This window comes from Micromonospora sp. URMC 107 (assembly GCF_051386315.1).
In the GTDB taxonomy this organism is placed as follows: Bacteria; Actinomycetota; Actinomycetes; order Mycobacteriales; family Micromonosporaceae; genus Micromonospora.
The window spans coordinates 1-6,545 of record NZ_JBPQTK010000203.1 but is presented as its reverse complement, the minus strand read 5'-3'; the positions used below and the strand labels follow the sequence as shown (position 1 = coordinate 6,545).

The window sequence follows — 6,545 nt, the reverse complement described above, 5'->3', positions numbered from 1 at the left end:
GGGCGGGGGCGGTCAGCGGACGGCGGGGGTGATCTCCAGGGTGGCGGTGGTCGTGTCGAGGGTGGCCTCGGTGCCCACCGGGACGGTGAGCTGGCCGGGGCCGTGACCGATCGGGAGGCCGCCGAGGACGGGGACGCCGAGGTCACCGAGGCGCTCGGCGAGCACGTCGGCGACGCCGACCGACCACCCGTCCACGCAGCCGGTGAACTGGCCCACCGCCACCCCGGCCAGCCCGTCCAGTGACCCGGCGCGGCGGAGCTGGGTGAGCATCCGGTCCACCTTGTAGGGCGGCTCCTGCACGTCCTCGACGAGCAGGACCGCGCCGGTCAGGTCCGGCATGTCCGGGGTGCCCAGGGACGCCGCGATCAGGCAGAGGTTGCCGCCCAGCAGCGGCCCGGTGGCCCGGCCGGGCACGCGTACCCCGAAGGTCTCCTCCTCGGCGACGGCGGTCACCGTGACCGGTTCGGTGGTCATCAGGGCGGCGTGCAGCGACTCGGCCGAGCGCAGCGGCGTGCGCTCGTCCGACCAGGCCGCCCCCGGGCCGTGCACGCCGGCCAGCCGGGCGCCCCGCCAGAGCGCGAACTGCAGCGCCGTGATGTCGGAGAAGCCGGCGACGACCTTCGGGTCCCGGCGTACGGCGGCCATGTCGATCGCGTCGACGATCCGCTGCGCGCCGTAGCCGCCCCGGGTGCAGATCACCCCGCGCACCTCGGGGTCGGCGAACGCCGTGTTCAGGTCGGCGGCGCGCAGTTCGTCCGCGCCGGCGAGGTAGCCCTGCCGGGCGTACGCGTTCGGGGCCAGCACCGGCCGCAGGCCCCAGCCGGTGAGCAGCTCGATGCCCCGGGCCACCCGTTCCGGCCGGGTCGGCCCGGAGGGCGACACCAGCATCACCGTGTCGCCGGGGCGCAGCACCGGCGGTCGTACGGCGGGGGCGGGAGTCGGGCGGGCGTGGTCGGGCACAGCGGCAGAGCCTAGTCGCGACGCCTCACCGGTCCACGTACCGGCCGGCCCGGTCCGCCGAGGGTGGGACGCGCGCCGACCCTGCCGCGTCGGCCGGTCGGTGGCGGGGCGCCGCCGCGCCGGCGGAGGCGTTCCGGGGTCCGTCCGGGCCACCGGCTAGCCTCGACGTCGTGGCTACCGCGTTGGTGATCGAGAACGACCCGACCGACGACGTCCGCCGGCTGGGGGAGTGGCTGACCGAGGCCGGCCTCGACCTGTGGGTCGTCCGCGCCCACGCCGGTGACGAGATCCCCGTCGACCTGACGGGATACTCCGCGCTGGTGGTGCTCGGGGGCGCGCTGCCGCCGTACCCGCTGCCGGACGGGTCGCCGGCGGCGCCCTGGCTGCCGGCGCTGGAGGGGCTGCTGCGCAAGGCCGTCCGGCACCGGGTGCCGACCCTCGGCATCTGCCTCGGCGCGCAGCTGCTGGCCACCGCGCACGCCGGTCAGGTCGAGCGCAGCGCCGCCGGGCCGGAGGTCGGCCCCTGCGTGGTCGGCAAGCGGGACGCCGCCGACACCGACCCGCTCTTCCGCTACGTCCCGCTGATCCCCGACGTGTTCCAGTGGCACGTCGACGAGATCACCGAGCTGCCCCGGGGCGCCACCCTGCTGGCGGCCTCCACCCGCTACCCCCACCAGGCGTTCCGCCTCGGCGACCGGGCCTGGGGGTTGCAGTTCCACATCGAGTGCGACACCGCCATGATCGCCGACTGGGCCGCCGACTCGACGCTGCTGGCCGAGCTGGGCTACGACCCCGACCTGGTGGTGGCGGCCTGCCACGAGGTGATGGTCGACGTCGAGGAGGTCTGGCAGCCGTTCGCCGCCCGGTTCGCCGCGCTGGCCCTGGGCGAGCTGGACGACGCCGCGCCCCGCCGTAGTCTGCCCCTGCTCGGGCAGTGATGAGCCGGCCGGTCAGGGCCGCGGGACGGCTCGCCCGCTACGGCTTCGGCACCGACGGCGGTGCCGGCGCGACCCGCGCCGCCGACCTGCTCGGCCCGGACGGGCTCCGGCTGTGGCGACCGGACGTGCAGGAGCCCACCGACGACCGCGCGGCGGAGCTGCTCGCCGGGCTCTCCCGGGCCGCCGATCCGGACCTGGCGCTGCGCCAGCTGCACCGCATCGTCGAGGCCGAGCGCCGTGCCGCGGCGAGCGGCACCGGCCCCGCCACGGGCCGCCGCACGGCCGCCAGGGGAGAGGCCCGCCCCGGGAGGCCGGTCGAGGCCGAGCGCCGCACCGCCCCGGAGCAGGCGCCGTCGGAGCTGCTGGCGGCGCTCGCCGACGACCCCGGCCTGCGCCGCCGGCTGATCGCCGTCCTCGGTGCCTCCTCCGCGCTCGGCGACCACCTGGTCGCCAACCCCGACCAGTGGCCGGCCCTGCGCACCGCCCCGGACGGGCTGGCGCCGACCGCCGAGGGACGGCTCGACCTGTCCGGCGACGGGCAGCCGGTGGCGGTGCTGCGAAAGGCGTACCGGCTGGCGCTGCTGCGGATCGCGGCGGCCGACCTGACCGGCGGCCGGGGCCTGGAGCAGACCATGGCCGCGCTCTCCGCGCTGGCCGACGCGACCCTGGCGGCGGCGTACGAGATCGCGGTCGGCGAGCTGCCGGCGGGCACCCCCCGCCCCCGGCTCGCCGTCGTGGCGATGGGCAAGTGCGGCGGCGACGAGCTGAACTACGTCTCCGACGTCGACGTGATCTTCGTGGCCGCCGAGGACGACGACCTCGCCGCGGCCACCACGGTCGCCACCCGGCTGATCCACGTCTGCGGGCTGGTCGCCTGGCCGGTCGACGCCGCCCTGCGCCCGGAGGGCAACCGGGGACCGCTGGTGCGGACGCTGGCCAGCCACCTCGCCTACTACCGGCGCTGGGCGCGCACCTGGGAGTTCCAGGCGCTGCTCAAGGCGCGGCCGGCGGCCGGCGACCTGGCGCTGGGGCGGGAGTGGATCGACCAGCTCGCCCCGCTGGTGTGGCGCGCCGCCGAGCGGCCCGAGGCGGTCGAGGACGTCCGCGCCATGCGGCGCAGGATCATCGACAACATCCCGCCGAAGGAGCTGGAGCGCGAGATCAAGCGCGGCTCGGGCGGGCTGCGCGACATCGAGTTCGCCGTGCAGCTGCTGCAACTGGTGCACGGCCGGGGCGACGAGTCGCTGCGGGTGCCCGGCACCCTCCCGGCGCTGCGCGCGCTGGTCGCCGGCGGCTACGTCGGCCGGGCCGACGGCGAGGCACTGCTGCGCGGCTACCGCTTCCTGCGCGGCGTCGAGCACCGCCTCCAGCTCCAGGGGCTGCGCCGCACCCACACCGTGCCGACCGAGCCGGCCGCGCTGCGCTGGCTGGCCGCCGCGCTGGGCCACACCGCCACGCCGGGCCGCAGCGCCGTCGAGGAGTTCCGCGCCGAGTGGGTCACCCACGCCACCGAGGTACGCCGCCTGCACGCCAAGCTGCTCTACCGGCCGCTGCTGGAGTCGGTGGCCCGGGTGCCGGCCGACGGGCTGCGGCTGACCCCCGAGGCGGCCCGGCACCGGCTGGAGATCCTCGGCTTCGCCGACCCCGCCGGGGCGCTGCGCCACCTCCAGGCCCTCACCGGCGGGGTGAGCCGCACCGCCGCCATCCAGCGCACGCTGCTGCCGGTGCTGCTCAGCGAGTTCGCCGACGCCCCCGAGCCGGACCGCGGCCTGCTCAACTACCGGCAGGTCTCCGACAAGCTCGGCAGCACGCCCTGGTATTTGCGCCTGCTGCGCGACTCCGGGCCGGTGGCCCGCCGGCTGGCCCGGGTGCTCTCCTCCTCCCGGTACGCGGCCGACCTGCTCGCCCGCGAGCCGGAGGCGCTGCGACTGCTGGCCGAGGAGAGCGAGCTGACCCCCCGGCCCAGTGCGGTCCTCTGCGAGGGCTTCGCCGCCGCCGCGGCCCGGCACGCCGACCCGGTCGAGGCCACCCGGGCGATCCGCGCGCTGCGCCGCCGGGAACTGGTCCGGATCGCCTGCGCCGACCTGCTGAGCCGGGCCGGCTCGCTGGCCCCGTCGCCGCCCCGGCCCGACGGCGGGCGGGCGGCGTTGGGCCTGGCCGACGTGACCGCCGTCGGCACCGCCCTGGCGGACGTCACCGACGCCACCCTGGCCGCCGCGCTGCGGGCCGCCCGCGCGGCCCAGCCGCCCGTGCCGGGGCTGCGCTTCGCCGTGATCGGCATGGGCCGCCTCGGCGGCTACGAGTCGAACTACCTCTCCGACGCCGACGTGCTCTTCGTCTACGACGCGCCGGCCGGCGCGGGCGACGGCGCGGCCGGCGCCGCCGCGCGCGCGATCGCCGAGGAGCTGCGCCGGCTGCTCGGCGTGCCCGCGCCCGACCCGCCCCTCGGCGTCGACGCCGACCTGCGCCCGGAGGGCCGGCAGGGCCCGCTGGTGCGCAGCCTCGCCGCGTACGCGCAGTACTACGCCCGCTGGTCGAAGGTGTGGGAGGCGCAGGCGCTGCTGCGCGCCCGGTTCGTCTGCGGCGACGCCGACCTCGGCGCCGAGTTCGAGGCGATGGTCGACCCGGTGCGCTACCCGGCGGACGGGCTGACCCGCGAGCAGGTGGTCGAGATCCGCCGGATCAAGGCGCGGGTGGAGCACGAGCGGCTGCCCCGGGGCGCCGACCCGGCCACCCACACCAAGCTCGGCCGGGGTGGCCTCGCCGACGTCGAGTGGGCGGTGCAGCTGCTCCAGCTCCAACACGCCGGGACGGTCCCGGCGCTGCGCGGCACACGTACGCTCGACGCCCTCGCGGCGGCCCGGGACGCGGGCCTGGTCGACGCGACGGACGCCGTGGAGATGGCGGCCGGCTGGACGCTGGCCGCGCAGGTCCGCAACGCGCTCATGCTGGTCCGCGGCCGGGCGGGCGACCAGCTGCCCCGGCACGGCGTCGAGCTGGCCGGGGTGGTCCGGCTGCTCGGCCGGGACGATCCCGGCGAGTTCCTCGACGAGTACCTGCGCACCGGCCGCCGCTCCCGGGCGGCGATGGAACGGGTCCTCGACGCCTGAGCCGGCCGGGTGCGCCGGCGGGCGGCCCGGCAGGCGCTCGGCCCACCGGTGCCGCCGGGCCTCGGGCCGGGGCCTGCCGCCGGCGCGGGCCTCAGCGGCGGCGGTGGACCAGCACCACGTGGTCGACCAGCTCGCCGGTCTCGCCGTTCGGGCCGGTGGCCCGCCGGCGCGGGGCGTCGAGCCGCTCGGCGTCCCAGCGGTCGGGGTCGAGGTCGAGCGCGGCCAGGGTCTCCTGGGGAGTGGAGAAGCGCGCGTGCGCGTGGTCGTGCCGTCCCCACGGGGGGACCTCGCCGTGCTCGACGACGAGCAGCCGGCCGCCGGGGGCCACGGCCCGGGCCGCCGACCGCAGCAGTTCCGCCCGGGGAAACTCCAGCGGCGACTGGAGGAACTGCGCGGAGACCAGGTCGAACTCGCCCGGCGGGAACGTCCGGGTGAGGTCGTGCCGGCGGAACTCGATGCGGGACGCCACCCCGGCGGCGGTCGCCTCCTCGGCCGCCCGGGCGAGGGCGGTCTCGGAGACGTCGACGGCGGTCACCCGCCAGCCCCGCCCGGCCAGCCAGATCGCGTCGCCGCCCTCACCGCAGCCGAGGTCCAGCACGCTGCCGGCCGGCAGTGAGCCGGCGACGTCGACCAGGATCGGGTTCGCCCGGCCGCTCCAGACCCGCTCGTGCCGCCCGTAGTGCTCCTCCCAGAACCGTGCGGTCTCCTCGTCCACGTCCGGGTGGTGCCCGCCGTCGGGTGCGGTGGCCGCCATGGTGCCGTCGTGCCGGTGCTGCCCGGCCGTCGCGTCGTGGTGCACGTCTCGTCCTCCTGGTGCGCTGCCTGCGTGCCCTGCCGCGTCGATCGTGCGCGCATCCGACGGGGGGAGCAAGTAACGTTGCCGGATCGGCAAAAGGCGGGCCGCCCGGGCCCGGTGCCGCAGGTGGACGACCGGTCAGCTGCCGAGCCGGTACTGCCCGGCGCGCGGCACGCTCACCGCCGTCCAGCCGCCGGCGGCGGCGACCGTGGCCCCGCCCGAGGCCGTCAGCCAGCGGCTGTGCCGCACCCGGACCGGCACGGTGCCGGCGGCCGGCGCCCGGAACGTCACCGAGGCGCCGTCGTGCGCGACCAGTTCGGCCGGCGCGCCGACGATCGGGGCCGGGTCGGCCACCGCCCAGACCCGCCAGTGCGGGCCGGACCAGACGGGCGTCAGGTACGGCAGCCCGCCCGCGACCAGCTCGGCCTCGGCCCGCCCCACCCAGGACAGCGGGGCGTCCGGCACCGCGACGAACTGCACCGCGTTGTCGGTGAGCCAGTCCCGGTAGCTCGCGGCGGTCAGCGGCACCCCGGTGCCGGCCGCCCCCGGCACGGTGGTGAAGAAGAGTGGGTTGCGGTCGATGTCGGCCTGTCGCAGCCAGCCCCGGGCCAGCGGCACCTCGCCCAGCCTCGCCGCCTCCCAGTAGTTGCGGGTCGGCGGGACCTCCACCCGGCCGGTGAGTCGCTGCCCGCCGAGGAACGCCCGCAGCGGCGCGAAGTAGGCGGCCCGGGCGGTCGGGTC

4 protein-coding genes and 1 pseudogene are annotated in these 6,545 nt (G+C 77.8%); 2 read left to right on the top strand and 3 right to left on the bottom strand.

From position 1 onward, the window contains the following. Positions 1–12 precede the first annotated feature (12 nt). On the bottom strand, positions 13–888 hold the full coding sequence (locus tag ACSNN9_RS27230) for a S66 peptidase family protein (RefSeq protein ID WP_436676130.1): 876 nt from the start codon (positions 886–888) through the stop codon (positions 13–15). Between the two features lie 242 nt (positions 889–1,130). Here ACSNN9_RS27230 and ACSNN9_RS27225 point away from each other — a divergent pair, with 242 nt between their 5' ends. Both ACSNN9_RS27225 and ACSNN9_RS27220 read left to right on the top strand, forming a co-directional pair. Further along, positions 1,131–1,898: a type 1 glutamine amidotransferase gene (locus ACSNN9_RS27225; RefSeq protein ID WP_436676129.1), complete on the top strand. Its 768-nt coding sequence runs from the start codon at positions 1,131–1,133 to the stop codon at positions 1,896–1,898. Beyond that, the gene (locus ACSNN9_RS27220; RefSeq protein WP_436676128.1) at positions 1,898–5,008 is read left to right on the top strand and encodes a bifunctional [glutamine synthetase] adenylyltransferase/[glutamine synthetase]-adenylyl-L-tyrosine phosphorylase; all 3,111 of its coding nucleotides are present in this window, start codon (positions 1,898–1,900) and stop codon (positions 5,006–5,008) included. The genes ACSNN9_RS27225 and ACSNN9_RS27220 overlap by 1 nt, the downstream gene beginning before the upstream one ends. Positions 5,009–5,099: 91 nt before the next feature. Here the strand turns inward: ACSNN9_RS27220 and ACSNN9_RS27215 are convergent, their stop codons facing one another. After that, positions 5,100–5,807 carry a methyltransferase domain-containing protein gene (locus ACSNN9_RS27215; RefSeq protein ID WP_436676126.1) on the bottom strand — a complete coding sequence of 236 codons (708 nt, stop codon included), beginning with the start codon at positions 5,805–5,807 and terminating at the stop codon, positions 5,100–5,102. Positions 5,808–5,942: 135 nt separating this feature from the next. Beyond that, positions 5,943–6,545, bottom strand: a pseudogene (locus ACSNN9_RS27210) (hypothetical protein); the annotation flags it as partial.